Annotated in this window: 22 protein-coding genes; 13 read left to right on the top strand and 9 right to left on the bottom strand. The window is 65.2% G+C overall.

What is annotated here, in order from left to right; genetic code table 11:
• Nucleotides 1-497: 497 nt before the first annotated feature.
• Nucleotides 498-3,197: a TonB-dependent receptor gene (locus C7I55_RS27195; RefSeq protein ID WP_233222447.1), complete on the bottom strand. Its 2,700-nt coding sequence runs from the start codon at nt 3,195-3,197 to the stop codon at nt 498-500.
• 300 nt (nt 3,198-3,497) lie between these two features.
• On the opposite strand from C7I55_RS27195, the gene C7I55_RS27190 reads away from it, so the two are divergent.
• Together C7I55_RS27190 and C7I55_RS27185 are read left to right on the top strand one after the other, a co-directional pair.
• Nucleotides 3,498-3,728 carry a hypothetical protein gene (locus C7I55_RS27190; RefSeq protein ID WP_106516200.1) on the top strand — a complete coding sequence of 77 codons (231 nt, stop codon included), beginning with the start codon at nt 3,498-3,500 and terminating at the stop codon, nt 3,726-3,728.
• Nucleotides 3,729-3,948: 220 nt separating this feature from the next.
• On the top strand, nt 3,949-4,224 hold the full coding sequence (locus C7I55_RS27185) for a hypothetical protein (RefSeq protein ID WP_106516199.1): 276 nt from the start codon (nt 3,949-3,951) through the stop codon (nt 4,222-4,224).
• Between the two features lie 249 nt (nt 4,225-4,473).
• Here C7I55_RS27185 and C7I55_RS27180 read toward each other — a convergent pair whose 3' ends face one another.
• Together C7I55_RS27180 and C7I55_RS27175 are read right to left on the bottom strand one after the other, a co-directional pair.
• Nucleotides 4,474-5,673, bottom strand: coding sequence for a multidrug effflux MFS transporter (locus C7I55_RS27180; protein ID WP_106516198.1), 1,200 nt, complete (start codon nt 5,671-5,673; stop codon nt 4,474-4,476).
• A 211-nt stretch (nt 5,674-5,884) separates the two neighbouring features.
• Entirely contained in the window at nt 5,885-8,419 is a 2,535-nt protein-coding gene (locus C7I55_RS27175; RefSeq protein WP_233222446.1) for a TonB-dependent receptor domain-containing protein, read from the bottom strand.
• A gap of 401 nt (nt 8,420-8,820) precedes the next feature.
• On the opposite strand from C7I55_RS27175, the gene C7I55_RS27170 reads away from it, so the two are divergent.
• Complete coding sequence (locus C7I55_RS27170; RefSeq protein ID WP_233222445.1) at nt 8,821-9,234, top strand: Hpt domain-containing protein; 414 nt, start codon at nt 8,821-8,823, stop codon at nt 9,232-9,234.
• Nucleotides 9,235-9,381: 147 nt separating this feature from the next.
• Here C7I55_RS27170 and C7I55_RS27165 read toward each other — a convergent pair whose 3' ends face one another.
• A complete protein-coding gene (locus C7I55_RS27165; RefSeq protein ID WP_106516197.1) occupies nt 9,382-9,822 on the bottom strand; it encodes a hypothetical protein in 441 nt (146 codons plus the stop codon).
• Nucleotides 9,823-10,058: 236 nt separating this feature from the next.
• On the opposite strand from C7I55_RS27165, the gene C7I55_RS27160 reads away from it, so the two are divergent.
• Complete coding sequence (locus tag C7I55_RS27160; protein ID WP_106516196.1) at nt 10,059-10,967, top strand: sulfotransferase; 909 nt, start codon at nt 10,059-10,061, stop codon at nt 10,965-10,967.
• A gap of 63 nt (nt 10,968-11,030) precedes the next feature.
• Here the strand turns inward: C7I55_RS27160 and C7I55_RS27155 are convergent, their stop codons facing one another.
• On the bottom strand, nt 11,031-11,999 hold the full coding sequence (locus C7I55_RS27155) for a hypothetical protein (RefSeq protein ID WP_106516195.1): 969 nt from the start codon (nt 11,997-11,999) through the stop codon (nt 11,031-11,033).
• 566 nt (nt 12,000-12,565) lie between these two features.
• Here C7I55_RS27155 and C7I55_RS27150 point away from each other — a divergent pair.
• Genes C7I55_RS27150 through C7I55_RS27140 form a run of 3 tightly spaced genes read left to right on the top strand, consistent with a single transcriptional unit; the run spans nt 12,566 to nt 14,711 of the window.
• On the top strand, nt 12,566-13,786 hold the full coding sequence (locus C7I55_RS27150) for an acyltransferase family protein (protein WP_158266624.1): 1,221 nt from the start codon (nt 12,566-12,568) through the stop codon (nt 13,784-13,786).
• Nucleotides 13,783-14,418, top strand: coding sequence for a hypothetical protein (locus tag C7I55_RS27145; protein ID WP_106516193.1), 636 nt, complete (start codon nt 13,783-13,785; stop codon nt 14,416-14,418). The genes C7I55_RS27150 and C7I55_RS27145 overlap by 4 nt, the downstream gene beginning before the upstream one ends.
• Nucleotides 14,415-14,711 (top strand): winged helix-turn-helix domain-containing protein, encoded by a 297-nt coding sequence (locus C7I55_RS27140; protein ID WP_106516192.1) that lies wholly within the window; start codon nt 14,415-14,417, stop codon nt 14,709-14,711. The genes C7I55_RS27145 and C7I55_RS27140 overlap by 4 nt, the downstream gene beginning before the upstream one ends.
• Before the next feature lie 140 nt (nt 14,712-14,851).
• On the opposite strand, the gene C7I55_RS27135 is transcribed toward C7I55_RS27140, so the two are convergent.
• Nucleotides 14,852-15,343, bottom strand: a complete 492-nt coding sequence (locus tag C7I55_RS27135) for a winged helix-turn-helix transcriptional regulator (RefSeq protein WP_106516191.1) — start codon at nt 15,341-15,343, stop codon at nt 14,852-14,854.
• A 90-nt stretch (nt 15,344-15,433) separates the two neighbouring features.
• On the opposite strand from C7I55_RS27135, the gene C7I55_RS27130 reads away from it, so the two are divergent.
• Nucleotides 15,434-16,075 (top strand): glutathione S-transferase family protein, encoded by a 642-nt coding sequence (locus C7I55_RS27130; RefSeq protein WP_106516202.1) that lies wholly within the window; start codon nt 15,434-15,436, stop codon nt 16,073-16,075.
• Nucleotides 16,076-16,169: 94 nt separating this feature from the next.
• Here the strand turns inward: C7I55_RS27130 and C7I55_RS27125 are convergent, their stop codons facing one another.
• On the bottom strand, nt 16,170-17,924 hold the full coding sequence (locus tag C7I55_RS27125) for a putative bifunctional diguanylate cyclase/phosphodiesterase (RefSeq protein ID WP_158266623.1): 1,755 nt from the start codon (nt 17,922-17,924) through the stop codon (nt 16,170-16,172).
• A gap of 254 nt (nt 17,925-18,178) precedes the next feature.
• Between C7I55_RS27125 and C7I55_RS27120 the strand changes: the two genes are divergently transcribed.
• From C7I55_RS27120 to C7I55_RS27100, 5 genes are all read left to right on the top strand, one after another.
• A complete protein-coding gene (locus C7I55_RS27120) occupies nt 18,179-20,290 on the top strand; it encodes a TonB-dependent receptor (protein WP_158266622.1) in 2,112 nt (703 codons plus the stop codon).
• 4 nt (nt 20,291-20,294) lie between these two features.
• Nucleotides 20,295-21,434: a PepSY-associated TM helix domain-containing protein gene (locus C7I55_RS27115; RefSeq protein WP_106516188.1), complete on the top strand. Its 1,140-nt coding sequence runs from the start codon at nt 20,295-20,297 to the stop codon at nt 21,432-21,434.
• Nucleotides 21,431-21,772 (top strand): hypothetical protein, encoded by a 342-nt coding sequence (locus C7I55_RS27110; protein ID WP_106516187.1) that lies wholly within the window; start codon nt 21,431-21,433, stop codon nt 21,770-21,772. Before C7I55_RS27115 ends, C7I55_RS27110 begins: the two co-directional genes overlap by 4 nt.
• A gap of 107 nt (nt 21,773-21,879) precedes the next feature.
• Complete coding sequence (locus C7I55_RS27105; RefSeq protein WP_106516186.1) at nt 21,880-23,001, top strand: glycoside hydrolase family 43 protein; 1,122 nt, start codon at nt 21,880-21,882, stop codon at nt 22,999-23,001.
• 276 nt (nt 23,002-23,277) lie between these two features.
• Nucleotides 23,278-23,964, top strand: a complete 687-nt coding sequence (locus tag C7I55_RS27100; protein WP_106516185.1) for an aquaporin — start codon at nt 23,278-23,280, stop codon at nt 23,962-23,964.
• Between the two features lie 156 nt (nt 23,965-24,120).
• Here C7I55_RS27100 and C7I55_RS27095 read toward each other — a convergent pair whose 3' ends face one another.
• The gene (locus C7I55_RS27095; protein ID WP_106516184.1) at nt 24,121-25,107 is read right to left on the bottom strand and encodes a GGDEF domain-containing protein; all 987 of its coding nucleotides are present in this window, start codon (nt 25,105-25,107) and stop codon (nt 24,121-24,123) included.
• Entirely contained in the window at nt 25,100-25,321 is a 222-nt protein-coding gene (locus C7I55_RS27090; protein WP_106516183.1) for a hypothetical protein, read from the bottom strand. The genes C7I55_RS27095 and C7I55_RS27090 overlap by 8 nt, the downstream gene beginning before the upstream one ends.
• Nucleotides 25,322-25,501 lie beyond the last annotated feature (180 nt).

Genomic DNA, 25,501 nt, shown 5'->3' with positions numbered 1-25,501 from the left:
CTCGCGAAGATCATTTGAATAAGGCCGCGTCATCCATGCTGGCCTCCTTCCAGCCAGCACCTTGAATCACGATCCAGGCCCTTTGGGAATCCCCTGCCAGATTCACAGAAAAATGATCATGCTCTAGATCATCACGCGTCCGGATCCGCGCAAGACGATGATGCGAGCCCAAAGGGACGAGTGTGGCCGGATCGGCCGGTCGCCGGCCTTGTCGACTGGAAGCTACTAGCTGCGGTCCGACCACGAGTTGCCGAGTTGTCCCGTCACCAGGTCCAGACGGCCACCCATTCTCGAACCCGTAGCACTCGCCCACTGACCGCGCTCCCTCCGCCCATCACGCCAAGGCACGAAGCTTCCTCTCCCTGACATGGAGGGGCTGAGTAGGCCGGCCTGGCCCCGATGCGCCTACGCCATGCGGCGCATGGCGTACCTGCTCACGGCGGATCAGCGACAGCGGGGCTCGATGTCCCGCTGTCGCTGCGCGACGCGAGCCGCGATCAATAGGCCGCCGACAAGGTCAGGAACCACTGCCGCGGCGCGATCGGATAGGCGGAATAGCCGTTGGTCGCCGATCCGATCGATAGCGTCGAGACGCCCTTGATGTCGCCGAGATTGGTGACGTTGAGCGAAAGCTCGGCCTTGCGCAGGCGGAAGGCCTCGGCCGGCAGCTGGGCGGCGAGCCGCAGCGAGGCGAGGAAGTAGGATTTGACGCTGACGTCGTTGGAGTAGGTGGCGAAGCGGCGGCCGACATAGTCGCCGATCAGCTGCGCCTCGAACGGGCCCGCGGTGAAGGTCGCAACGCTCTTGTTCATCCACTTGGGCGTGCCCGGCAGCCTTTTGCCGCAGGTCGGCACGACCCCGCCGACGACCAGATAGCCGCCGATGCAGCTGCCGGTGGCCGCGCCGATCCCGCTTGCCGCCGACGTATAGTCGCTCTGATATTCGGAGAGACTGTACGAGGTCGCATTGTAGAGCGACACCGCCCTGCCGAGCCGGAGGGTGAAGGCCGCGTCGACGCCGTCGGTGTGGACGTCGCCGACATTGACCAGGATCGAGGTGCCGCCGGTGATGCCGCTGCCGGCGATGCCGCCCGGGTTGGTCGAGATGGCGAGCAGGCGATTGTTGAAGACGACATGATAGTAATTGATCTGCGCGCTCAGCGCGATGTCGTTGCCGAACTCGCGGTTGCTGCGCAGGCCGCCTTCATAGGTCCAGCTGCTCTCCGGCTTGCCCTCTTCGGCAAAGGCATCGAACGCCGCCTGGCTGCCGGTGAACCACGGGCCGCCGCCGCCGGCGAGATAGGCCTGATATTGGCGCAGATTCTTCTGGACGTTGAAATAGATCTGCTCGTGGCCGTTGAAATCGTAGGTCGCGCCGACCGCCGGCAGGAACCAGCGCAGGGTGTTGATCTTGCCTTCCGGCAGGCCGCCGGCGAGGCCCGAGAGCGAGCCGGCCCTGGGCTGGACCGGGTAGCGCCCGTCCGCCCATTGGGCGCTGGTCTTGAAGCCCGCCTGGATGCGCAGGGCATCGTTGACCTGCCAGCTGTCCTGGAGGTGGAGCTGGAGCTGATTGATGCTGGCTTCGCCCTGATATTGGGTGAACAGCGGGTCGGCGACCTCGCGCGGGCGAATATAGGGCGTACTCGAGGCGGGATCGTTGACGTCGACCGCATACCAGCGGCGCCACTGGGTGGTGCTGTTATGCTCGAACCAGCCGCCGAACTCGATCTGGTGGGCGCCGAGATCGATGTTGAGCGCCGAAATCACGCCTTCGCGGTCGATCCGATATTCGGTGGTGCGGGTGATCAGCCCCGATCCGCCGGTCGCCGCGACCAGAGCGGCCCCGCGTGCGGCGGCCTGGGCCGGGGTCAGCGCGGTACAGGCCGCGGGACGGGTGCCGTTGGCGTTGCCGCCGAACCGGCAATTGGCCGGCAGGGTCGCATAATTGGGATCGAGATAGGGCTGTGCGGTGGTGATCGATTGTCCGAGCGGGCCGGCGACGACGCCGGCGCCGTCATTGTGGTGATAATAGCCGGTGGTCGACCAGCGGACGCCGTCCGCCAGATCCTTGTCGAAGCGGGCATAGACCAGATAGTCGGTGCGCTGCGCATCCGAATAATAATTGCGGTAGTTGCTGCCTTCCGCCGCCGGTGAATTGCCGAGCGGGCTCAGATAGGTCGTCCGGTAGGTGGTGAAGTCCGGGTAGAAGAAGGGCTTGGTATAGGGCGTGTAGAGCTGCACCGGAGTGGCGGTGCCGCCCGCCGAAGGCTTGAAGAAGACGGTGGCGTCCTCGTTCGGCTGGATCATGTCGTTATAATCGAAATAGAGCGTCAGCTTGCCGATGTCGGAATCGTGGACGAACTTGGCGTTGGCCTGCCACCCGCCCTGCCGGCCGTCGAAATCCCAGGCGCGGGCGCGCTGGCGGGCGCCCGAGAGATAGGCCCGGTTCGCGCCGCCCGGTCCGAACCCGCCGCTGTCGACCCGAAGGAAGGTGCGCGAGGTGTCGTAGCTGCCGATCGTCTGGCCGAACCGGATTCCGAACGTGTCGAGCGGGTCCGACGAATAGGTTTCGACGGTGCCGCCGAGATTGCTGTTCGAGGCGGTGGCGAGATCGCCGGCCCCGGTCGCGACGACGACACGCTCGACATTCTCCGAGATCACCGCGCGTTGCGGCGACAGGCCGTTATAATTGCCGTAGCTCTGGTCGCCGAGCGGGATGCGGTCCATCGTGTAGCCGAGCTGGTTGGCAGCGAAGCCGTGGATGAAGAGCTGCGCATTCTGCTCGTTATAGCCCCACGGATCGGCGGTGATGTAGAGCACGCCGGGCAGGGTCTGGATCGCCTTCAGCGGGCTGATGCCGGGCAGGATCTTCTGCATCTCGGTTCCGGGCAGGACGACGGCAGTGCGGGTCTGCCGCCCGGTGACGACGATCGCCGCATCGGCATCGGCCGCGCTCGCAGCATCGGCGTCCTCGGCGCCCGTCGCCGCGCCTTCGGTCTCTTCGGCCACAAGAGCGGCCGCCGCTCCCGTACCCGCGGCGATGCCGGACGTAGCTGCCGCACCACCGCCTTCCGTCACGCCGATGTCGGCCGCTTCGGCCAGCGGGGCGGAAACCGGCGCAGCGGGCTGCGCGGCCGCGGATGCAGACTGCGCCAGAGCGACCGCCATGGCCGAAAGTGAAACCGACAGACGTAACATTGGAATTTTCCCCCTGATTGCTGCAGTGCAAGATGCAGCCAGGGGGCGAGGGTTAACGGCGCTTCGCGGGACTTTGGTGACGCCTTCGTTGCAGTTCGATGAAACTGGTGCTGGACGATGTGACGGCGTGCACCCAAGCTGAGCACCGCGCGACGTCTGACAGAAAGGCCGCTCCATCTCCGTTGTGACAGGAGGGCGCGGCCGGACTTTCTCTCTCGCAGGCGCGGGCCGGCGACCGGTCGTCGACAGGCGGCACTCCCACGGCTTGACCTTGATAGCCCCGCAAGCGACAGAATATGCATGCGCATGCGTCGCAACCTAATCCTTTATCCGGCTGCCGCACTCGCGGCGGCAATCTATTGGTACGTGGCAGCTTGGTTCTGCTTCATCGTCACCGGACATGATCCGCTCGATGCGCTGACGGGGACGGTGACGGATGAACGGCGCCTTCTGGTCGCTGCAATTGTGAGCGCGTTTGTGATCATATCAGCGCTCGTCAACAGGCGATGGCAGCTGAGGCGGGAACATTGAGGAACTGTCGTTGCCTGACGACGGCATGGTGCACCGCTTACAGCCGGCGAACTGTCACAAGCCGGCATCGGTCGCGATGGCACCGAATGAAAAGTCTATCTCCTGCGCCGAAATACCATCCGAGGCTCCTCGATCCACATCCTTTGGCACCGCACCATGGCAATGGCGATGCACGCCGATATGAGGCAGTCATCCGACGCGCGATCCCGGCGGCCGTTCGGTGACCAGCGTGATCCCGTGGATCTGCAAAGCGTTACTGGGCGCCATTTACTGGCTCACGGTCCTGTACATCGCAACCGGCATTTTCTTTGGCGATCGCTTGACGCCGGAGGGAGTCTCGGAACGTGAAACGACGGTGCCGCTCTGGCTCTTCGCCGTCCTTGCTTTGACGCTTTACGCGTTCTTCTCGTGTCTCTTCGACAGGTTGGTCGCGCGTCGATCCACCACACGAGACCGCTCCCGGATCCGGGACGAGAGCAAGATCCCAGAGGCTTGAGCCAAGCGCCGACGCCAAGATGATCGGCACGGAAGGACCACGCTTTCAGCAACCCTTCCAGACAGGAGCGGCGGCTTCCACTCCCTTGCCCGCTCGGAGTGTCCGTTTCGGCTCCTGCCTCATGAGGAGGTTGCCGTCCTTCCCCTTGCTTCCAAGGAGGGTCTGGGTTGGGCCCGCAACAGCGAAGCTCGATGCCTCGCTGTCGCCTCGCGGCGCGGAGTCCCACCGAGCGGATCGCCATCTTCCCCCTCAGCGCGGGAGCATGCGCGCCCGGAACAGCTGGCCGCCTTCCACCACGAACACGATCGCGAGCGCGGCAAGCCCGATCAGCAGATAGCCGATCGCCAGCGGCAGCGTCGTGCCGGCATAGGCCTGGCCGATCGCCGATGCGACCAGCACCGCGCCGATGCTGGTGATGAAGCCCTGGATCGAGGACGCGGTGCCGGCGATATGCCCGACCGGCTCCATCGCCATTGCGCCGAAATTCGATCCGCACAGGCCGATGCAGGTCATGCTGAGCGCCTGGAAGACGACGTAGCTCGACAGCGTCTCCCACCCGGCGAGGATCACCAGCACGTGCACGATCGAGAGCAGGATCAGCGCGAGCAATGCCGAATGCGAGATCAGCCGGGTGCCGAGCCGCTCGACCAGCCTGCTGTTGGCGAACGATGCGATGCCCATCGAAAAGGCGCAGATCGCGAACAGCAGCGAGAAGCGGCGGCCGGCGCCGAATTCGTCGACGAAGATCTGCTGCGCCGACGACACGAAGGCGATGATCGCGCCGAAGGTGAGCGACGCGGCGCAGGAATAGCCGATCGAAAATCGGTTAGTCAGCGTCAGCTTATAGCTCCGCCTCAAATTCGCGATCGAGATCGGCATTCGCGCGCCGATCGCCAGCGTTTCCGGCAGGCGCATCGCCGTCCAGGCGAGCACGAAGGCGGCGAAGGTGCCGAGCGCGTAGAAGATGAAGCGCCAGGGGCCGATCTCGAGCAGGAGCTGGCCGATGGTCGGCGCCAGGATCGGGACGATGAAGAAGATCATTTGCGCGACCGACATGGTTCGCGCCATCTGCCGGCCGGACGCGCCGTCGCGGACGATGGCGACGGCAAGCACGCGGCTGGACGCCGACATCAGCCCCTGCAGCAAGCGGGCGCCGAGCAGCGCCTCGAACGTGCCGGAGCGCGCCGCGAAGGCACTCGCCGCGATGAACCCGGCGAGGGTCGCGACCAGCACCGGCTTGCGCCCGAAGCGATCGGCGAGCGGACCGTAGACCAATTGTCCGGCACCGAAGCCGAGCACGTAGACGGTCACCACCCACTGGCGATGATTGGCCTCGGTGACCAGGAGATCCCTGCCGATATCCGCCAGGGCGGGGAGCATCAGGTCGACGCCGAGCGCGTTGACCGCCATGACGGAGGCGATGAACGCGACGAATTCGCGCGGATGCATTGGAGAACGGGCAGGAGTCTGGTGCATGCGGCGCCTATCGGCGACCTGCGCCGGCACCACAAGCCATGCCGGAACATGCGCGCGTCCGCTACCGGAGCACGCCCGCGACATGGACCGGCCAGCGCGCTTTGTCTGGACGTTCCGCCCGCACTCCCGCCCGACTTCGAGAAGTCGGGCGGGAGTGCCTCAGATCACGACCTGTGCGCGACGATCAGAAATCGTAGCGCAACGAAGCGGAGACGGTGCGCCCGTTGATCGCCCGGCCCCAGCCGATGCCGTTCGCCGGCACTTCGCTCTGGTTGATCTCGAAGAAGCCGACCGCGTCGAACAGATTGCTGGCGTTGAGGCTGAGCTGCACCCGATCGACGGGTCGAACCTGCAGAAAGGCATTCACCACGGTGAACCCCGGCATCTTGAGCAGGTTGCTGTCCTGCGCGAAGCTGCTGGTGATCGTGACGACGTTCGCACCGAATGTGACGTTGCGCAGCTCGACCTGGGGAGTGGCCTGCAGCGTCCACGCGGGCTGGTGCCGCGGCTCCTTGCCGGTGAGGCTCGGATCGAGCTTGTCCTCGGTGATCTTGGCCTTGGTATAGGTCGCCCCGGCCATGATGCTGAACGGGCCACGGCGGAAGCTTCCTTCCATCTCGACGCCGTGCGCCCGATAGGCGCGGATGGTCTGGGTGGCGGCACCGTTCAGGACGTTGTGATCGTCGGCGTTGGCCAGGAACGCGGTGACGTTGAGCGTCGCGCCGGAGCGGCGGAGCTTGAAGCCGCCCTCGAGCTGACGGACTTCGTCATAGGTGTCGGCCTTGTTGGGCACGCTGCCGTCGACCGTGCTCACCGCGGGCGTGAACAGGATCTTGTCGGCGTTGGCGCGCCCGCCCCGGCTGTACCGGGCGAACACCGAGAACGGCTCGGCGACCCGGAAGTTGATGCCTGAGGAATAGCTCAGATAGCCGTAATTGTAGTCGACCAGAGCCGGCCGATCGAGCGGCAGATAGGCGACACGGGTCTCCGGTGCCGAAATGACACCGTTGCCGTTGACGTCGTAGGAAATCAGGCCGACCCGCCCGCCGCCGAGATCCGCCCCCACCAGGGAACCGCGCACCTTGCCGAAATCGTAGCGAAGGCTGCCGCCGATCGCGATCTTGCCGAAATGATAGTTGATCGAGCCGTACGGCGCCGTGATGTCGTACTTCACGTCGAAGATCCGCCGGAACTTGCTGCCGTTGCGGCTGAAGGCGTAATAGCCGCCTTGAGTCTGCGGCGTGCCGGCGGCGCTGGTCACGTCGACCATGGCCGTATCGCCGCCGCCGACGACATCGGTGTCGATCGCCGAGTGCAGCCATTCGGCGTGAAGATCCTGGATCGCCTTGTAGAGGCCGGCGGTAGCCGTGAGGTTGCCGCCTCCCGCTTTCCAGACCCGCGTCGCGCGGAAGTCGTTGGTGAAATTATCCAGCGACCGCGCCCGGGTCTGCGCCATGTAGGAGAAGGCCAGCAGGCCGTTGCCGTTGGCGTCGGCAGGCACGATTTGCCCGGCATTGGGGCCGGTCGCATAGCGCGCAGTCGCACCCGCACCGGCCTGCGACGCAGCCAGCGCCGCCACGCTGTTCACTGCGGACGGGAAGACGCGCAGGAAGTCGCCTGAATTGGCCGAGAAGCGCGCGCGCTCGCTCAGGGTCCAGCCGGCGATGTCGAACTGCGCCTCGAGCCCGATCGCCTTCGACAGCGCATGCATGCCGTTGTCGAGTGCGAAGTGCCGCAGCCTGTTGTCGCCGTCGAGCGTGGTCACCGGGCCGATGTGCGGCGAAAGGATCGAATCCTTACGGATGTCGAAATTCGCGTAGTTGCTGAAGACCGGCTTGTCGTTGGTGCCGGTGATCCTGATGAAATAAGGCGCGAAGGTCGGCGAGCGATCGTCGAGATATTTGGCGTGCAGCCGAACATAGCCATTCTCGAACTGCTTCGTGACGTTCAGCTTGATCTGCCCACCCTTGTAGCCGGTGAAACCGATGTCGCGCGGCCCCTCACCCGAGCGATAATAGCCGCCGACGTGGAAACGCAGCGTATCGCTGAGCTTGCGGCCATAGTCGAAGTCGATCCGCTTTTCGTCATAATCGAGTCCGCCGGTAACCTGTACTGCGCCGCCCTCGATGTCGCCGGTTTTCGAAATGACGTTGACGACACCACCAGGCGCGTTCGACGAGAAGGTCGATCCGGATCCGCCGCGGATCGATTCGATCTGCGCGATGTTGAAATCGGCGCGCAGAAATACGTCGGCGGCGACGTTGAAGATGTCGCCGAACTCGAGCACGGGAAGCCCGTCCTCCTGAAGCTGCATATATTTGGAGCCGCCGGCCGCAAGCGGCAGCCCGCGCACGGTATAATTGGCATTGCCCTCGCCGATCGCGGATTCGACGCGAAGGCCGGGCAGCGCGCGAAGGATGTCGGCAAGCGGGCGTGGTCCCAGCTTCTGCGCCTCGCTGCCCTTCAACGCACTGGTCGAGGTTGCGCTGTCCAGACGATCGCGGCCCTTCGCCACACCGGTCGAAAAGACGTCCTGCGCCGCGGCCTTTTCGCGCCGAGCGGGCGTTACGGCCTGGCCCGCGCCGGCTCCCGAAGCTTCGCTGGCTCCGGTGGCCTCGCCTCCGCCGGCGGGATCGCCACCATCGCCAACCCCGTTGGCATGAGCCGGGATCGCGACGAGGGTCGATGTAAAGGCAAGCAGCACGCAGCGAATATTCACGATCAACCTCTCCTGTCTCGTCGGACGCTTTCGTCTCCTTTCATTTCATAGCTGCGTATTCAGCACCCGATTGCCTCGTATCAGGATAATTGAACTGGTAAGTGATATTACGTACAAGCAAACATCCGCTTCTTAGCGGGAATTGTGAAAGCTTGCTTGACAATATCGCGAACGATTACGGCCGAAAGAACTCGGTTTCTATTTGCAATTAACAAATGTGTTCGAAAATGCATTTTCGATCCTGCTGCATATCCTGCATCAGTTCTGCAGCCTGCCGTTTCGCGCGGAAGGGCCGTACCCGACTGGATGTGATGCTTTGCGGTCGGTCGCCCTTTCCACGTCCGGTCGCGTCCTCCCCGGCCGTCAATCATCTGTTTACCCTGCGCCGATAGACCGGATTCGTGGACACGATCACTCCCTTCGACGAAGCGCTTGTGGACTGGGAAGTCCACGCCCGCACGCGCGCGCAGCTCGGCGCCGCTTTCGTGCGGATTCTCGGCTATTTCCGCGAGGATGGCGACAAGTCGGTCGCGCGCATCGAGGATGCGATGCAGCGCAAGGATGCGACCGGCCTCGTCCTTCCCGCGCACACGATCAAGACGGAGGCGCGTCAGTTCGGTGCCGAGCCGCTCGGGGCGCTCGCCGAGGAAATCGAGCACGAGGCGCGCAGCGCGATCGAGATGCACTTTTTCCCCGATCACCTTATTCCCCAAGTGGCACGGCTGCGGCCGCTCTATCTGCAGACGATCGACCTTCTCGAGCGGGACGCCAATCCGCTCCGCCAGCGCTCGTCCGCCGGACCGGGCGCGGCCTGAGGCCGTTCGGTGCGCCGCAACGGCGTGCCGGATCCGATCCGTTCCCGACCAGGAGCTCGAACACCCCGCGCGCACGCCTGGTCCGATCTGCCCTGAGCGCCTTCGTGCGTCATCTATCCCGAAGCCGCCCTTGGTGCGTCCCTTTCCTCAATCCTCCTCTTCGACCCAGAAGATGAAGGCATTGTCCGCATCATAGCCGATGACGCCGCAGTCGAAGGTCGCGGCGCTGAGTGGGGAATAGCCAAGCGGGGAACCTGGGTTCCAATGCCCGTTGCCAAGGAACGTGGCGCTGCCGGCGAAATCCTTGAGCGCGGCTTTGGCCTCTGCGAGACTGGCTTCGCTCGGCGACGGCGGGTCATAGGCCAGGCTCGTCGTGCCGGCGACTGCAAGCACGTGCGCGGCTTGCGCCCGGTCCAGTCGGATGATCCCATCGTTCTCGAACGGGTCGCTTCGTGCGGTCGGGTAGCCGACCAGCCCTGCGATGGCGCGGGCGAGCTGGCTGTCGCGAACGTCCGGCCGCTTGCCGATCCACCAGCGCGCGTCGGCCCCGTCGGCGTAAGATCGGAGCAGTGCTTCGAGTGTTCTCATCGGGCAATTAGAACGTAAACCTATGGCTCGCAAAGACGCCCGGGAGGCGACGCGTCGCCGGCTCATCCCCGAAAAATAGTCCGTTGACGGACAACCTGACATGCACTGACAATCGACGCCAAGCAGGCTGACGCGACGATCCGGCAATTGCGGCCGCAACGCGCCGGAATCGTCTGGGCAAGGAAATGGGGCCGCGCCGGCCGCCGGGCGGGTCCGGACATCTCGAGGAAGAGTGATTGACGCCGCACCTCATCCACATCGGCTACGCCAAGGCCGGCTCGACGATCCTGCAGCGGTGGTTCGAAGCGCATTCGCAGATCGCGTTCGCCGCTGGCCGCGTGCTCGGAATTCGGTCGGTCTATGATATCTCACGGGGTGAGCGGCCGATCCGGGGCACGACCCGCCTGCGCGTCACCAGCGACGAGAGCCTGGCGACACCACATCCGGCGGCAGGCGGCAAGCTCGTCCCGCGCCCGGAGGCGTGGGGCCTCAAGCCCCATTCCGGCGCGGATCGCGTCTGCGAAGACCTGGCGGACCTGTTTCCCCATGCGCATATTCTCATCGTCACCCGCGGCTTTCGCCACATGATGCTGTCGGGCTATTCCCAATTCGTGAGATCGGGAGGAACTGCAACTTTTGCGGAGATGCAGGAATCCTTCAATGAGGATTATGACACGTTCAACGTCTTCGATTACAGTGCCACGATCCGTCACTATGAGTGCCTGTTTCCTGGAAGGGTCATATTTCTTCCCTTTGAGTTGCTGCGGCACGATTCACGCAAGTTCCTTTCCGTCGTCGAAGAGAAATTCGGCCTCGATCACGAGCCTCTTCCTGAAATGGTCGTGAACCCATCGCTCTCCGCCGTGGAGCTTGCCTGGTATCCGCGCTTCACAAGCTTGGCTGAGCGCCTCCCTTTGCCGGGTCGCATCAAGAACGCCGTCTTGCGCGCGCATCTGCGCACGATCTCCGCGGGCAGGCTGAGGAAGCTGGCCGCCGCATGCCAGAAGGTTCGGCCGCTCACGCCCGTCACCGCGAACATGGTGAGCGATGCAGCCCTTCAGGAATATCGCTGCAAGACGAGCCGCCTGCGCGACAATCCTCTCTATCGGCCCTATGCCTCGGACTACCTTCTCGAGTTCGATTGAACCCGAGCGGACCAGCCTGTCGAGCCTGATCCGATCATGCGCTCGGCGCCATCCCGCTCGCGCTTATTCGGCAGACCGGCAAATCGCCGGCGCGCCGTCGTGCAAGCAATATTCGTGTGCATAGGGGTGGAACAGGGGTTCCGCGGCGAGAAGCGCGGCGCGTCCACGCCAGGCTTCGACGACCTTGCCGATTGCGTCCCGATCCGCGTTCAGCGCGAGCGGCTTCAGCCGCTGCAGGACGTGCGCGAGGAGAGCCAGGCGGCCACTGCGAATGGCGCGGAAATAGGGCTTGAGAATGGCGCGCCCGATCGGCCTGGGCAGGCCGGTCACACGCCTCGTTATCCGCGGATACCAGGCCTGCTCGACGGCCGAGAGCGCCGGGTTCACCTTCGTCGGTTGCGGCACGTGCCTGCCGAGCCGAAGACGCTTCTCGAGAGACGTCGTGAACCGCACCGGATCGTCGCGGAGAAGCTCGAAGGGCATGACGATCACATTCTCCGCACCGAACTTGCGTCGGTAGCAGGTTATGAAACGATCATAGTCCCAGGGGCTTTCATCGGCACCCAGAAGCGCCGCCATCTCGTCGCAAAACGCAGTCAGCGACGAAGCGCCGCCTGATTTGACATATTGAGAGTAAAGCGACGGCACGAGCGATGCGATGGCGCGCGTGACGATCAGGATCGTGGCTCCTGGGAAAAGATCGGCAACGCGATCGCACGCAAGTTGCTGCACTTTCGCGGACGATCCGGAGAGAGCCGGTCCTCCGATAAGGCTCGCGACGCCTGCGTGCCGGGTGGGAGTCGCGAGGTTCTCGGAGCTGGTAACGCGGCAGAGCACCTGCGGCGCGGCTTCCGATGCATCGAGCGCGATCTCATCGGGATTGCGGTAGCCGGCGAACCCTGCGTGGAAAAAACCGATCTGCGGATGGGTGCGAAACCACCGCTTGAGGAAGCTGGAGCCGGTCTTCGGGTAGCCGACATGAACGAGGTGGCAGATCGTCGCTCCCTCCGGGCAGGAAAGGCCTTGCTGCATCACGGTCCTCGCTACGCTGGGTGACGAAATGAAGGCGCCGTCGCGGCTTGGCAAGTGGGAGCGCGGCCTTGCCGGCTGAAGCGCAGCAACGGCGGGATGCCCGGTCCGTCATCGCTGCGTCTCTAAAACAACGGGAGGCCGGCTCGAGCGACGGAGACGATCCCGCTGAGCGGCCCTAGGATCGGCTTTCCGGCCCGGCCTTCGCCAGTGCCGGCACCCGCCGCCCATAAGCCCCGCCCCTGCGAATTCCCTGCTTGAAAGGAGGGACCAGGGGTGGGTGCGCGGCGCAGCCGCGGCTTGGCCGGCGGCGCGCGCAAGAGGCGCTTCCTCCATCGAGGGGCAGAAAGCGCCCCCTGCCTCCCTTCCTAGGGCGGGGTGTAAGACCGCGGAACGGCTCAGGGAAACGCAGAGCGGCCTGCTTCTGTGCAACGCTTTACCGCGGCCGTCATGCACCTCTCAGATAAGCCCGGCACGGATATCGCAAATCAAGTGGTTTGTTTTTTAAACCGGTTTGTATATACCTCGATCATCAGGACGCGCTTGGCTGCATCCGAGGGAGAATGGACATGGCCCACCTATCGCCCGGCACCACGCCCGAGCGCCTGCATGCTCTCGATGGGGTGCGCGCCGGCGCGCTGCTCCTGGGCGTGCTCTTCCACGCGTCCCTCAGCTTCCTGCCCGGCGGGCAGATCTGGGTGGTCCGCGATGCGCCCAGTGACGCACTCGGCATGTTCTCCTTCGTCGCGCACATCTTCCGAATGGCGGCCTTCTTTCTGATTGCGGGCTACTTCGGCCGGATGCTGCTTGCGCGCCGCGGACCCGGCGGGTTCGTCCGCAACCGGCTGGTCCGCGTCGCTTTGCCCCTCCTGGTCTTCTGGCCGATCGTGCTTGCCGGCATCGTCGCCACCTTCGTCTGGGGCGCTGCGACCATGGCGGGCGGCAGCCTGCCGCCTGGGCCGCCGCCGCCGCCGCCGACGCTGGCGACCTTCCCGCTGACCCATCTCTGGTTCCTCTACGTCCTGCTGCTCTTCTACACGGCGGCCCTGGCGATCCGCGCGCTGGCGTCGCTGGTCGACCGTCCGGGAAGGTTCCGCGGCGGGATCGACCGCGGGATGCGCGCGCTGAGCGCGACACCCGCTGCCCCACTGTTTCTCGCAGCACCGCTTGCCGCCGCGCTGGCGGTGCGTCCGGATTGGCATGCCTGGGGCGGTATCCCGACGCCGGACACCGGCTTCCTCCCGAACATGGCGGCACTGGCCGGATACGGCACCGCCTTCGCCTTCGGCTGGCTGCTCCACCGTCAGACGGGTCTGCTGGAGCAGATCCGCCGATGGTGGGCGGTCCAGCTTGCCGCCGCGATCCTGCTCTCCATCGCCTGCTGGGTGCAGCTCGCTTCGGTCCCGGCCTCTGCACCGATGCCCGCGGGTTCGACCAGGACCCTGTTCGCGTGCCTTTATGCCCTTGCCGTCTGGACCTGGACGCTCGGTCTCACCGGCGCGGCGCTGCGCTTTCTGACCCGCGAGCGGCCGGGCGTGCGCTACCTCGCCGATGCGTCCTACTGGATCTACCTGATGCACCTGCCGGTGGTGATGGCGCTGCAGGTGGCGATCTATCCGGTCGCGGCGCCGGGGCTGGCGAAATGGGCACTGGTCTGCCTAGGCGCTTTCCTTATCCTGGTCGCGAGCTACCATCTGCTCGTGCGCCACAGCTGGCTCGGCCGCTGGCTGAACGGGCGCAAGCTTCCCTGGCGCGGCTCGGCGCCGGTCCTGGAGACGCACAAAGCATGACCGACACCGCCGAGAAAGCGCGCGATGATCTCGCCTTCGTTCGTGCCCTCGTCAGCGAAGGCGGGCAGGTGCAATCCTCGCTCGGCCAGGCTCTGCTGGCCGCCGGCACCTGTTATGGCGTCCAGTGCCTCCTCCAGGCCCTGTTCGCCTCCGGTCTCGCCGTCCCGGTCGCGGTCCATCTCACGGTGGGGCTTCTGCCGACGCTCATCTTCCTGGTTGCGATCGCGCGGATCACCATGCGCGATCGTAACACCAGCCGGCACAGCGTCGGCACCCGGGCGATCAATGCAGCGTTCGGGGGCGGCGGGCTGGCGGCGCTCGCAACTGCGTTGATCTTTGGTTATCTCGCGTTTCGCCATCAGAATATGGGAACCTGGCTGCTCCATCCGATCATGATCTGCGTGGTCCAGGGCACGGCCTGGTACACGGCCTACGCGATCCGCCGCCGCGGCTGGTTCGGCCTCGTCTCGGCCGGCTGGTTCGCGACCTCCCTGCTGCTCGCGTGGATGCTCGGCAGCGGCGATCCCGACATGATCACGCCGTTCCTGCTGGTGCTGGCCGCCGCCTTGCTTGGGCTGATGGCCGTGCCCGGTTGGATAATGATGCGCACGGGCGCCCGCCCCGCCGCATGACCGGCTTCGACATCGGCCAGATCGACGACGTCATCCACGGGCGCATGCGCCTGGGGATCATGGCCTATCTCGCCGATACCGAGACCGCCGATTTCAACGAGCTCAAGGCGCTGCTCCAGGCGACGCAGGGCAATCTGTCGGTCCATCTGCGCAAGCTGGAGGAGGCGGGATATATCGCGATCGAAAAAAGCTTCCTCAATCGCAAGCCGCTCACCCGCGCGACGATCACGCGCAAGGGCCGGGAGGCCTTCGCCGCCTATCTCGAAGCGCTCGGCAAGCTGATCGGCCCGTGATCCTCAGCCTCGGGGCGCTGATACGGAATGCCCGTCGGCGTCGTCGATCGTGCAAGCAGTCGCGATGCACCAGCGCCTCCCGGTCGCGCTGGAGCGCAAGCGCGGATGCGTTGCCGGCTTCAGCGATGCTACGGCCGAGATTAGAGCGGCGCGGCGATCGCCGCCTCGTAAGCTGCCTGCAGCTTCGCGAAGACCGATTCCGGCGGCGCGGGGGCATCGAGGTGGAGGTGCCGCAACTCCCCCATGAACGCGTCCCACAAAGCGGGGCCGCCCGCCTCCAGGATCTCGGCGCGCACCGACAATTCCCGCGACGCCTGTGTGTGGCGCAAGCCCCAGCCGCCCATCTGGGCGAGGAGCGGCACCAGCGCGATGGAGGGTTCGGTCAGGCTGTAGATACTCTTCTGCTTGTGGCTGGGATCGTCACGCCGCGACACCAGTCCCGCGGCCTCCAGGCGCTTCAGCCGGTCGGCCAGGATGTTGGAGGCGATGCCCTCTTCGGACCGCGTGAGCAATTCGCGATAGTGGCGGCGATTGCCGAACATCAGGTCGCGAATGACGATCAGGCTCCAGCGATCCCCCAGCGTTTCGAGGGTGAGATTGATCGGGCACCCGGATCGCTGCGCATGCTTCACCTATTTCCGCCTCCGACTGCTTGCAAAATAGGATCGGTTGACCTAACCCACAACCAGTTGCAGTCTGCAAGCAGTGTGGAGATCGCGGCGATGATCACGATATTCGGCGAAGGACGGGGCTTCAGAGTGGCCTGGCTGCTGGAGGAGATGGGGCTTGCCTATCGGCTGCGGCCGATCGACCTTTTCGCCGGCGCCGAGCAGGATCGCGAATTCCTTGCCGTCAATCCCGCCGGCTTCATCCCGGCGCTCACGGACGACGACATCGTCATGGTCGAGTCGATCGCGATCCTGGAATATCTGATGGCGCGCTACGGCCCGACGCCTCTGGCGCCGACGGCAAGCGATCCGGTCTTTCCCCTCTACAAGCAGTTCCTCCACCTCGGAGAGGCCGGGCTCGCAATGCCGATCAACGCCGTCGTCGCGACGCAGATGCTCGCGCGGGAGGGGGAGCAGGACAACAGGACGACCCGCTGGGCGCGAGACATCTTCGAGAGCCGCCTCGGCTTGGTAAAGCGCCAGCTCGAGCGAACCCCGTATCTTGCCGGCGAGGCGTTCACCGCGGCCGACATCTCGGTCGCTTATGCCCTGCTGCTGGCCAGGAGAACCGGGAACGCCGACTTTGGCGACGCCGAAGAGGCGTACCTCGCACGCCTCACCGGCCGCGACGGCTACAAACGTGCCCTGGACACCTGCCAGGGGACCAAGGCCTGGGCGATGGCGAACGGCGGATGATGTCGGCCCGGAGGACCCTCCTTACACCTCCTGAAAGTCTCTAGGACGGGGGGGGCGCGATTTTCGTCGATGTCCCGGATCGTGCAGGCTCTTGTCAGGCCCGGGCCCGGTACACGAAGCCTCCCCGAGCGACTGCGAGGGTGTGGCCGATGGCGTCGACGAGCTCGGCGGCCGGCATCGCCCGGCCGTAGCGATACCCTTGTGCTTCCTGGCAACCGAGGCGCACCAATGCCCGTTCCTGCTCGGCGGTCTCGACACCCTCGGCAATCACGGTCAGCCCAAGGCTCGACGCCATTCGGATCACCGCTTCGACGATCGCCGCGTCGCCAACCTTGCGGTCGATCGAATCGACGAAGCTGCGATCGATTTTCAACCGCGTCAGCGGATATTTCTGAAGCAAGCTCAATGACGCAAAGCCGGTGCCGAAATCGTCAAAGGCAATCCCTACTCCCAAATCCTTCAGCCTGCGCAGCGCTTCGGTGGAGACGGCACTATGCTGAAGGACGGTTTTCTCCGTGATCTCCAGCTCGAGCCGACCGGGAGACAGGCCGTGCTTGCGCAGCGCCGCCGATACGACGTTCAACAATTGGCCCGACCGCAGCTGAGCGGCGAACAGATTGATCCCGACCCGCAATGCTCCCACGCCCAGTCGGTCCCAGTCGGCTGCAGCTGCGCACGCCTGCTCGACGATCCAGGTGCCCACCTCTTCGGCAATCACACTGTCCTCGAGCACTCCGATGAAGGTCTCGGGGGTGAGCAGACCGTGCTTGGGGTGGCGCCATCGAAGCAGCGCCTCGACGCCGCTCAGGGAATTGTCGGCAAGGCGAACCTGCGGCTGGTACCAGAGTTCGAATTCCTTCTTCGAGAGTGCCTGTCGAAGCTCGGATCCGAGGCGGTGCCTCTGTTCGGAGCTGTTCTGCATTGCGCGAACGAAGAATGTCCGCGTGCCCCCGCCCTCGCCTTTGGCGCTGTACAAGGCCAGATCCGCGCAGGAGAGGAGCAATTCGACCTGCAGGGCATCCTGGGGCGACATCGCGACGCCGATGCTTGTCCCCACGTAGATCGATTGTCCGCCAAGCTCGAATGCGGGTTGCAGGCCTTCGAAGATGCGGGTCGCAAGCGCGTCGACCCGCAACGGATCGGCGCAGTCCGAAAGCAAGATGGCAAACTCGTCTCCGCCGAGCCGCGCCACGAAGCCGGCGGACCCGACCGCACGCGTCAATCGGGCTCCGACCTCGGTCAAGAGTGCGTCCCCAACGGAATGGCCGAGCGTGTCGTTCACATGCTTGAACCCGTCGAGGTCCAGAAGCAGCAAGGAACACGGCACATGGCCGATCTCAGCCGCGAGCCGCTCGTGGAGCGCATTGCGGTTGGGCAGAGAAGTAAGCGTATCGCAATGCGCGAGATGTTCGAGGCGCTTCTTCGCCGAGTGCCGGTCCGCGATGTCGCGCAGCAGCGCGCCGAACATCGGCTTGCCGTCCTCGAACCACATCGACAGCGAAAGATCGACCGGCATTTCGCTGCCGTCGGCGTGCAGCGCAAGGATGTCGACGGAGTGGCCGGCAAGGCGCGCATGCCCGGCTTTGACTGCTCGTGCCAAACCCGCATCATGGGCCGCCCGAAGCTTCGCAGGGATGATGATCGAAAGCGGCTTGCCGATTGCGTGCTGCGCACTGTGGCCGAAAAGCTCCTCGGCCGCGCTGTTCCACGACACGATCAGATTGTCTGCGCCGGCGCATACAGCAGCGGTTCCGGAGCTGGCGAGCATCTGCTCGTAACGGTGCTTTGTTGGATCGCGATTGGCGATCCTGTCCTCACCACCTTCTGCGTGTCCCGTGCGATTCATCATTCGATCTCCGCGCCGATGATAGCTGCGGGAACTTAAGCTTTTCCGCGATCCCATACGGTTGATTGCTTAGAGGCGCTTCGAAGCGGAACGGGGTTCGGACGGCGAGCCACTCAGTAGCAGCCGCTTGGCCCGAGAAGACCGAGCATGCATGGCGAGAGGGTTGATTGCTCCCGTGCCGCTCGACTCTCATGCGAATGATTTGCAATAGCGCCGGAGCCAATCTAATGACGCGTGCGGGACGGGGGGAACGCATCGTGCGGAAGTTGAATACGTGTCTCGGATCGGGGATTGCGATTCTGGCGGCATCGCCGCTCCACGCGGAGACGGCAGTCGAGGCGGACGACAGCGAGATCGTCGTGACGGCGACCCGCTCGGGCTCCCCCATTGAAGCGCTGCCGCTGTCGGTGTCGATCGCGGACGAGGAAGACATCGGCGCGCAGCTCAGGCAGAACCGGAACATCCTGTCCGGGCTGGAAGCGATCGTTCCCGGCCTCAACATTCAGCCGAGCGAAAGCCGCGGCTCCTGCCTCACGCGCGTGCGCGGCCGGGCGGTATCCTTTCAGCTGAACGGCGTGCCGATCAACGAGGATCTGCGACAGGGCTCCTGCACCGGCCCGTTCACGATCAGCCCATTCGCGCTTGAGCGCATAGAGGTCGTGCGGGGCGGCACGGCATTGTACGGCGCCGGCGCGCCCGGCGGCATCATCAACCTGATCACCAGGCGCGGACGGACCAGTGACGTCGCAGTCGATCTGACGGCGCAGACCAGCTTCAACACCGAGCATGCGGACGACACCTGGACGACCGACGTATACGCGGGTGCGGGGCAGCGGACGGGTGATTTCGATTATTATGTCGCGGCCGCCTACACCGATGGCGGACGGGTGCGGGATTCGCGCGGCGATCCGCTGCTGTCCGGCGCGTACGACGCCGTCGACCTGCTCGGGTCTTTCGGCCTGGCACTTGCGGGCGGCAGCGAGCTCCGCTGGATCACCACCTTCCACAATGAGGATGTCGGCCGGCAATTCTATCCGAGCGGCGCGCTCATCCCCGGCACGGACTTGGCCGAGGTCATCGAAATCGCGCCCAATCCGCAAGTCGGGCAAGGTCGGGACCGGGACGTCACCACGACCCTGGGCTACGGCAATCCCGATATCCTCGGCCACGCATTGAGGCTCAGCCTGTTCTATCAGAACCAGTCGATCAGGCAGCGCGACAATTTCTTCGATGTCGGAACCGGCGACAGCTTCTTCTCGTCCAATCGGCGCAACGAGCGGTTCGGCTTTCGCTCGGCGGCGGTGCGGGATTACGAACTGGGCAGCGCCGTATCGCTGAAGACCAGCTACGGCTTCGATTATACGCGCAACGCGCTCTACCGCTTCGTCGTCGACGCGAAACAGACTGTAACGAGCGCCCTCTCCCCCGAAATCGTGCTCAGGACCTATGCGCCCTTCGCCCAGGCGGAGCTGTCCTTCGGTCCGGTGACTTTGACCGGCGGCGCGCGCCACGAATTCTATCGCGGCGAGATCACCGCACGTGCCTTCCGTCCCGATCTGCCCGGGCGGGGCACGCCCGGCGACATCGGCAAGTCGGAGTTGACCCTGTTCAATCTGGGCGCCGTCTACCGGATCACACCCGACGTTCAGATCTATGCCGGTTTCAGCCAGGGCGCGGAGCTGTCGCAGCTTGGCCGGGCGGCGCGCAACATCCGCAATCCGGCGACGCTGACTCCGGAGCCGGCCACCTCGGACCAATATGAGGCCGGTGTGCGCGGATCACTCGGCTCGGTCCGCTTCGGGGCAGCGGCCTATTATTCGGAATCGAACAGCGCCGCCCTGCTTCAGGCGGACCCGAGCTGCGCCGGCGTCACCCCGATCTGCCCGCTCATCCCGCTCCGCTCGCCGCAGCGTTTCCACGGCGTCGAGGCGGAGCTCGGCTGGAAGGTGGATTCGACACTCGAGCTCTCCGGCATCCTCACCTTGCAACGGGGCAAGGTGTTCGACGAGGATCTGGACGACTATATCGATTATGCGACGGACATCGTCGTTCCGCTGCGGATCACCGCCCGCGCCGACTGGACGCCGGTCGAGCGGGTCGGGATCGGCCTTCAGGTCTCGCACTATGGCGCCTCGTCCTTCTTCAGCCCGGCCGAGGAAGGACTGGGCCTCGTCGACACGGATGCGGTGACCCTGGTCAGTGCCAGCGCCCGCTACGCCATCGGCCCTGCCGAGCTCTATGTCGCGGCCGACAATCTGCTGGACGAGACGTACATCAGCCCCAACAACCAGGCAGCGGGGGCCGGCAGCTTCGCATATTATCGCGGCGCCGGCCGGCGCATCACGCTTGGCGTGACGACGCGGTTCTGATGCGGTGAACCGGCCGGCGGCGATCCCCCGCGGACGGCCAGGCGAACGGGTCGCGCCCGCCGGTGCCGTGCGGCGGCCGCTGGCCTTTCTCCTGCACAGCCTGTTCGGGCTGAAGCTCAGTCTCCTGCTCGGCTTCGTCTGCCTGACCGGCACCATTGCCACCGTCAGCCACGAAATCGAATGGGTGATCCAGCCGGAGGTGCGCGGCGTCAGCGACGGCCGAACGGATGATTATGCCGCCATGTGGGGGCTGGTCCGTGATCGCTATCCGGACGCCTATATCCAGAGCATCGGCACCTACGACCGGGCCGACACCGGCTATTTCGCGCGCCAGGCCGACATCGTCCTTGCCGACGGTACCGCGCGCCGGCTCTACATCGATCCGTCGCGGATGGTCGTCACCGGCGAGGGAAGCGGCCCGAGCTTTCACTTCGTCATGCGGGCGCTTCATTACTACCTGCTTCTGCCGACCGACTGGCCCTTCTACCTCGTCACCAGCCTGGGCTTCGTCCTGATCCTGTCGCTGGTCACCGGCCTGCTCACCTACAAGAAGTTCTGGCGCGGCTTCTTCCGGCTGCCGCGGTGGAACCGTTCGACCCGGACTTGGTCGGGCGACCTGCACCGGCTGATCGGCCTGTGGTCCTTGTGGTTCGTGGCGGTGATCGGCCTCACCTCGATCTGGTATTTCGTCGAGCGCGCGGCGCCGTCTTTGGAAACGGCGGAGCCCGAGGCGAGGTCGCGCCATGTCCTGCCGACGCCTGCGCCCGCGCGGGTCTCCGCCTGGATCACCGCCGCCCGCTCGCGCTTTCCCGGAATCTCGATCACCCTCGTTCAAATGCCCTATGGCGAGAGCGATCCCGTGGTCGTCCAGGGGCAATGGCGCGCCTGGCTGGTGCGAGAGCGTACCAACGCGCTCTTCATAGATCCCGCCACCGACCAAGTCGTCGGCGCGCGCGTGGCGGGCGAACTCGCGGCGGCCGAACGATGGGTGCATACCGCGGATCCGCTCCACTTCGGCAATTTCGGAGGGCTCGTCACCAAGCTGATCTGGATGCTGTTCGGGCTGCTGCTTACGGCCCTTTGCGCGACGGGCGTGATCATCTTCACCAAGCGGGTTGCGCATGCCGCGCAGGCGCTGCGATGATGCGCTGGCTCGGCGCGCTGGGATGGTTCAAATGGCCCAGCCTCATCCTGGTCGCCTCGCCGATCGCGGCCTATCCCTTTTGGCTGCGGGACACGACGCCCGCCGAAGCCTGCGGGTTCGTCGCGTTCGAAGGCGGCCTGTTCCGCGCCCATCGCCGGGCAGACGGGGCCTTCGTCCTTCGTCCGGCCATGCGGGCGGAAGAACCGCCGATCGCGCTCGCCGCGCCGGAGCCGATCGGCTTCGACTCCGGCGGCATGATCGTGAAGCCCGGGAGCATCTCTCCAGACAAGCTTGGTTGCCCTTCGTCAGAGTCGAACGAGCAGCCCGTTACCGGGTAAGGTTCTGCACCGCATCTGTGGCGCGCAGCCGCTTGCGTTCCGACCCACAGCGATGTTAGCGCTAACGCCAGAGCTCGCGGCAAGCGGCCTTGGATGGAGAGGGTAATATGAAGCGCTTCAAACTTGCGATCAGCAGCATCGCCTTGCTCGCCGTGCAGGCGTGCACGGGGCCGGCCGACGGGCAGGCCAACACGAGTTCGGCCGACCAGACGGCACCTCAGGCCGGGTCGCGGGCCAAGGATGCCGCGCGCTATCTCTCGCAGCCGCTGGTCAGCGAGATCTACACGGCCGATCCGTCCGCGCACGTCTGGGGTGACGGCAAGCTGTACATCTATCCCAGCCACGACATCGACGGCGACGCCAAGGAGGACGATCTCGGCGGCCATTTCGAGATGCGCGATTACCGCATCCTCAGCATGGACTCGCCGGGCGGAAAAGTGACGGTCCACCCGACCGCGCTGGACGTGAAGGACGTGCCCTGGGCGACCCAGCAGATGTGGGCTCCGGACGCCGCGTTCAAGAACGGGACCTATTACCTCTATTTCCCCGCCAAGGATAAACAGGGCGCCTTCCGCATCGGCGTCGCCACCTCGAAGTCGCCGGTCGGCCCGTTCAAGGCCAATCCCGCGCCGATCAAGGGCAGCTTCTCGATCGATCCGGCGGTGTTCACCGACACCGACGGCAAATCGTACATGTATTTCGGCGGTATCTGGGGCGGCCAGCTCCAGCGCAACGTGACCGGCACCTACGACCCGAACGGCTCAAAGACCGATCTGGAGCAGCCGGACAAGCCCGCCCTCGCCCCCAAGGTCGCGGCGCTCGACGGCAGCATGACCGAGTTCTCGGAAAAGCCGCGCGACGTCGTCATCCTGGACGAGGCCGGCAAGCCGCTCTTGGGCAAGGATCACGATCGGCGCTTCTTCGAAGCCGCGTGGATGCACAAGTACAACGGCAAATATTATTTCAGCTACTCGACCGGCAATACCCATTACCTCGTTTATGCGATCGGCGACTCGCCCTACGGCCCCTTCACCTACAAGGGCCGCATCCTGGAGCCGGTCGAAGGCTGGACCACCCATCATTCGATCGTCGAGTGGCAGGGCAAGTGGTGGCTTTTCTATGCCGACAGCCAGCTCTCGGGCCAGACCCGCTTGCGCAACGTCAAGATGACCGAGCTCACATACAATCCCGACGGCACGATCCAGACGATCAACCCGTTCAGGAAGTAAGCGGAGGACCGGCGTGGACCAGCGCCGGTCATTTCCGCAATCCCGAGGGGAACGGCCCGTCGACAGCGGCGGTTGCACCTTCAACAGCCGGCGGGCGGCGGGTTCGCCCAATTCGGGCGTGCCGCTTCCAGGCCGCCCGTCGCTGTCGCCGAGGGAATGCGCAATCAGGATGAAGGCCTCGACAAGGCTTGTAACGCGCTCCGCACCAGTACAGGCGAGCGGCTCGCTGACCTGAGCGTCGGGTCGGCGCGATCGCAGCGGGGAGTGTTGAGGGACATGAACCAGACGCCAAGCTTGCGCCACCGCCTTGCGGCCGAGGCAATCGGCTCGTTCTTCCTGTTCGCGACGGTCATCGGCTCCGGGATCATGGGCGAGGATCTCTCCCCGGGGAACGTCGGCGTTGCGCTCCTCGGCAACACGATGGCGACGGGCGCGATCCTCTATGTGTTGATCACCGTGCTGGGTCCGATCTCCGGTGCGCACATGAACCCAGCGGTCACCTTGGTCGCCGCGGCGCGCGGAGAGATCCCCTGGCGCGCGGCCTTGCTCTACGTGCCGGCGCAGCTCTGCTTCGGCATCGTCGGGGTCTGGGCCGCGCACCTGATGTTCGACCTGCCCCTGTTCCAGGTCTCTCTCAAGACTCGGACCGGGCTCGGCCAGTGGCTGGCGGAGGGCATCGCGACCTTCGGCCTGGTTCTGACGATCATCGGCACCGTTCGGCACCGCAAGGCGGCGGTCCCGGCAAGCGTCGCGCTCTACATCGTCGCCGCCTACTGGTTCACCGCGTCGACCAGCTTCGCCAACCCGGCGATCACCATAGCCCGCAGCCTCTCGGACACCTTTGCCGGCATAGCCCCGGCGAACGTTCCCGCATTCGTCGTCGCACAGCTTGCCGGCGCGTGCGCGGGCGCGATCGCGGCCAGCTGGCTCTTCCCAGGTCGCGCTGATGTCGGGAGCGTTTAGGGGGGCGAACCTGCCGGGATCGCCGGTCCCCTTCCGCCGCGCCCGCCGATTTTGATGTCGCGTCCCTGCGCCGCGAGTCAGATCAAGACGCCCGAGCCGGTCCTCGTGGCTCCCATGAAGCCCCGCTCACAACCAGGCGCCCGGTCCTGCCCGGCGCTAATCCTGCAAGGCCAGCCGGCTGCAGTTCCTCCCGCCATTCTTCGCCTCGTAGAGCATTGCATCCGCTCTTGCGAACCAGTCTCCGACGGAGGCCAAGCCCGGCGATACCGAGGCGACACCAAGGCTCGCCGTGATTTTCAGCCGCGTCCCGCCCGGAAGATCGAACGAATGCGCTTCCACCGCCTGGCGGAGGCGTTCCGCCGCGGCCAGGGCATCGGCTCCTCCGGTCTCGGGCAGAAGAACGGCGAACTCCTCTCCGCCGAGGCGGCCGAACGCGTCCGACGGACGCAAGGTATCGAGTGAAATGTCGGCGAGCTGACGAAGCACTTCATCCCCGGCCGGGTGGCCATGGCTGTCGTTGACCGACTTGAAATGATCGACGTCGATCATCACCAGCGCGCTCGGTCGGCCATAGCGGGAATGCCGCGCAAGCTCGCGTTTCGCCTGTTCCTCGAACCCTCGCCTGGTGAGAGCGCCGGTCAGATAATCACTCTGCGCGATCAGTCGCAGTTCGAGTTCGTCGCTGACGATGTTGGCGAAGTTGCTGAGGATGGCGATGTCGGCAGGACTGAACCGGCGTGGCTTGTTGTCCATCGCGCACAGCGAACCGACATTATAGCCTTCGGGCGTACGAAGCGGAATGCCCGCGTAGCTCCGGATCCGCGGTGCCCCGAGCACCAGCGGGTTGTCTGCAAACCGTTGGTCGAGATGCGCGTCTTCGACGATCAACGGGTCTCGCTGCCGGATGGTGTGGGTGCAAAAGGAAATGGATCGCGGCGTCTCCGGCACATCCAGGCCGCGCTGCGCCTTGAACCACTGCCGATGGCGATCGACGAGGGTCACGGTGGCGATCGGCACTGCGAGCACAGTCCGGACCAGGGTCACGATCTTTTCGAACGGCTCCTCGGGACCCGTGTCCATGACGTCGAGGCGCCGGAGCGCAGAGAGACGCCCCTCGTCGTCGGCGAGCTTCTGCTCAACCACAGGATTGATCCTTGACCATCGCGCGCATCGCGTCCGTCAGCTCGTTGCGATAGCTGTCGAGAAGCTGATGAACGCTCGCTTCGATCATCTCTTCCCCGACCCCTGCGGCCCGCAAGCTGCCGACGAGGGCAGCCAAATGACGCTGGTGCCGCTCCACGCTCTGCTGGAGTTCGGGCGGAATCTGAGCCGCATAATCGCCGGGTTGGTTTTGCATCGGATCACCTTTCCCACCCATTATAGGCGGGACGGACCTCCGCGCCGCGCAACGCGCGCTTGCGCGACATCAGCATTCCCCCTCACTCCGTGCGGCGAGCACGCAGGATCAGGCGATCGCTTGCGGGCGGAAGCCGCGATGTCTCCGGTTGATGGCCGCGGATATTTGCCGCCGCGACCC

This window comes from Allosphingosinicella deserti, assembly GCF_003012735.1.
Taxonomy (GTDB): domain Bacteria; phylum Pseudomonadota; class Alphaproteobacteria; order Sphingomonadales; family Sphingomonadaceae; genus Allosphingosinicella; species Allosphingosinicella deserti.
The sequence above is the reverse complement of the archived record's forward strand: the minus strand, read 5'-3'. Positions and strand labels throughout refer to the sequence as shown.

Excerpts from the sequence above, each read along its gene's own strand:
- C7I55_RS27155 (WP_106516195.1), bottom strand. The coding sequence starts at position 11,999 with ATGCAGCAAGGCCTTTCCTGCCCGGAGGGAGCGACGATCTGCCACCTC.
- C7I55_RS27150 (WP_158266624.1), top strand. The coding sequence starts at position 12,566 with ATGGCCCACCTATCGCCCGGCACCACGCCCGAGCGCCTGCATGCTCTC.
- C7I55_RS27145 (WP_106516193.1), top strand. The coding sequence starts at position 13,783 with ATGACCGACACCGCCGAGAAAGCGCGCGATGATCTCGCCTTCGTTCGT.
- C7I55_RS27190 (WP_106516200.1), top strand. The coding sequence starts at position 3,498 with ATGCGCATGCGTCGCAACCTAATCCTTTATCCGGCTGCCGCACTCGCG.
- C7I55_RS27110 (WP_106516187.1), top strand. The coding sequence starts at position 21,431 with ATGATGCGCTGGCTCGGCGCGCTGGGATGGTTCAAATGGCCCAGCCTC.
- C7I55_RS27130 (WP_106516202.1), top strand. The coding sequence starts at position 15,434 with ATGATCACGATATTCGGCGAAGGACGGGGCTTCAGAGTGGCCTGGCTG.
- C7I55_RS27165 (WP_106516197.1), bottom strand. The coding sequence starts at position 9,822 with ATGAGAACACTCGAAGCACTGCTCCGATCTTACGCCGACGGGGCCGAC.
- C7I55_RS27090 (WP_106516183.1), bottom strand. The coding sequence starts at position 25,321 with ATGCAAAACCAACCCGGCGATTATGCGGCTCAGATTCCGCCCGAACTC.
- C7I55_RS27125 (WP_158266623.1), bottom strand. The coding sequence starts at position 17,924 with ATGATGAATCGCACGGGACACGCAGAAGGTGGTGAGGACAGGATCGCC.
- C7I55_RS27140 (WP_106516192.1), top strand. The coding sequence starts at position 14,415 with ATGACCGGCTTCGACATCGGCCAGATCGACGACGTCATCCACGGGCGC.
- C7I55_RS27105 (WP_106516186.1), top strand. The coding sequence starts at position 21,880 with ATGAAGCGCTTCAAACTTGCGATCAGCAGCATCGCCTTGCTCGCCGTG.
- C7I55_RS27100 (WP_106516185.1), top strand. The coding sequence starts at position 23,278 with ATGAACCAGACGCCAAGCTTGCGCCACCGCCTTGCGGCCGAGGCAATC.
- C7I55_RS27180 (WP_106516198.1), bottom strand. The coding sequence starts at position 5,673 with ATGCATCCGCGCGAATTCGTCGCGTTCATCGCCTCCGTCATGGCGGTC.
- C7I55_RS27195 (WP_233222447.1), bottom strand. The coding sequence starts at position 3,197 with ATGTTACGTCTGTCGGTTTCACTTTCGGCCATGGCGGTCGCTCTGGCG.